This is a genomic window from Vibrio sp. 10N.261.52.A1 (assembly GCF_002876325.1).
GTDB lineage: Bacteria > Pseudomonadota > Gammaproteobacteria > Enterobacterales > Vibrionaceae > Vibrio > Vibrio chagasii.
This window is the reverse complement of sequence record NZ_MCYD01001297.1, coordinates 1-2,441: the sequence shown is the minus strand read 5'-3', so window position 1 is coordinate 2,441 and position 2,441 is coordinate 1. Positions and strand designations below refer to the sequence as shown.

The 2,441-nt window shown below is 36.4% G+C and carries 2 protein-coding genes; both read left to right on the top strand.

Features of this window, described 5'->3' with window-relative positions:
• The coding region (locus BCT81_RS27075; protein WP_241908285.1) for a winged helix-turn-helix domain-containing protein at positions 1-816 on the top strand (816 nt) is incomplete at its 5' end.
• Complete coding sequence (locus tag BCT81_RS27070; protein WP_102426468.1) at positions 806-1,327, top strand: hypothetical protein; 522 nt, start codon at positions 806-808, stop codon at positions 1,325-1,327. The genes BCT81_RS27075 and BCT81_RS27070, both read left to right, overlap by 11 nt.
• The last annotated feature ends 1,114 nt before the right edge of the window (positions 1,328-2,441 follow it).

The following is a 2,441-nucleotide window of genomic DNA, read 5'->3' as shown; positions in this document are numbered from 1 at the left end:
TTTATGTACAAAGTAAATAATTGGTTAATTCACTTAGACCACCCGTTAGTGACTGATTTACTCAAAAATGAAGAAAAGCGCATAGGTTATCACGATCATCTTGTGATTCTAATGTTGTGTGAAAATGCTGGGAAAATTAATACAAAAGAAGATTTGTTGAAAAGAGCTTGGCCAGGAAAACATGTTTCTGAAGGCTCACTGACACAATCGATCAGCGCAATACGTACTTTGATCGAGGATGATGGGAAGCAACAAAAGTATCTGAAAACGGTCGCTAAGGTTGGTTATAAATTAGAAAGTGAGGCTGTGTCGTGGCTAGAAGACCGTGATAGTAAGTCAGATAGCCAAGACAACTTATTAACCAGGGAGTCAAGCGGTAAGGCTGAGAGCCTTGAAGAAAGTACCGATAAAAACACACCATATACATTTGGTCGTAATCAAATCTATATTGCACTAGGCATAGTATTTATTGCGATAGCGGTATTGTTTCCATTGGTGTTTACTGCAAAAGAGCCTAAGTTAACGAGTTGGCTTCCACTGACTAAAATGTTTTCTAGCGAAGTTTTAACTGTCTATTGCGATAATGAAGAAGAGGCGAAAGTGGTCGCGGAAGGTGTTACGCCTTTAGTTTCTGAAGAAGTTAAACAAGGTAGGTTAAGCCGATTGATTCTTGCTCATTCTCAAGAAAGCTTATCTATTGTAATCCTCAAGCCATTGGCACCGCCTGTTAATTTAGTGGTTTTGTTTGAATCTCCTCAATCAACGGGCGATCTCGTTGATATGGTTAAAACGGAGCTTAGTCGCTATGTTCACTAAAAATAAAAGCATTTACTTTCTTCTTTTCTGCCTTTGCTTAATGTTTGCTTCTATTGCATATAACTTGCGTTTGAAAAACAATGTTTTGGTCAACTCTACGACCCTTTATATGACGATAGATGGTGATTATATGGCGACAGAACACATGGACGTCGTGATCAGTGATGAAAATTTTGAGGCGGTTACGGTTATAAAAGAAGCAGGACTCAATAATACTTTAGGTATTTACACAAAAGGAAGATTCGCTCGTAAGAGTAAAGGGCTGTTTAATGTAAGCTTGCGCGAAGAACGCATTGATCATGGGGATATTGATTTTGAAAATGATGACGAAATGCTCGTTTATGATAAATACATTGAAGCGCGAAAAAAGCTGTCGTTTTTTAAATCAGTTCAAGTTGTTGAAGAGTTGCCAAACCAATATATGCTGATCATTTTAAATAGCCCTGTAAAGAAAATGGTCGCTGTAAAAATGGAGCCTTTACCAATCGAAGATACTTATGCCGTCTATTAAGCTTTTGACTGTGATTTGATATTTTTTTTAGACTTATTTAATTACTATCAATTGTGTCATTATGGGAGGATGCATCTCAGTTTTTAAGAGGTGCATTACCATGGCTAAATACTTCATATCAGTTTTACTAGTACTTATCACTTTTACGTTACGAACTGCGGAGATCATCTCTCCCTCAACCCCAAGATGATAAATTATCATTTTTATATGCTGGTTCATTGTCTGGGTGCTTTTGTTGATGGTGCCAATCCAAATAAAAGACCAGAGTTATTGGAAAATTGTCCGGTTTTGATGATACCTCTATGGTTGTATTTAACGAAGTGATCAGCAATCAAGTATTAGGTGCGAAATCGGAGAGAGTTGCTCTACATGGCATATCGTATCTGTATTACTTGTATTCACGGTCACGACTTTTCTTACTTCATTAAGACAATTCGCCACATGAGCCTAACAACCTATATATCTAAGGGACGGGCAACCAGCCGGCGAAAGCGGGCTTTCCATTATCGTGAGCAATAACTTTGAATTTTCTGACTGGAGCTGGCTCTAATTTATAGATGAACATATTCTAAATATTGATTTTTCTTGAAATTACTTGATTGTCAGTACTATTTGACCCATTTGGTTTATTGTAAATAGTCAACCATTAGAGTGGGTTCGGCAGTGGTGAAGTGAGAGTTCGATGAATCGTATAGTCTTGCCTGATGCCACTATCGTTAAAATAAAAGCCACATAAAAATGGCTTATTACAATATAAAAGAATTTACTCAATTATCGGTTGAGCAGTTAATGGTTGACTGAATTTTTTAGATTCATGATGCGTTGAAATTTAGTTTTTATAAATGCCTGAATTATTAAAAACTAGTTGGAACAGTTTTTGGCTTTAGTAAGATATTGAATTATGAACTTTGACGGATACTTTGAAAAAATACAAATTCAAATAGAGAAGGTCTATTCACTTGAAGACCTGTTAGTGTGGCGAAAGAGAATTAATATAGGACACTCAGGCCTTTCATTCAGGACTGAACAAGGACGGCTTATTTCTCATTGTTATCGAAGGTTTAAGGAAGAAGAACCTAAATAAATGGATTTTAAATTTCCATGTTAATTATCG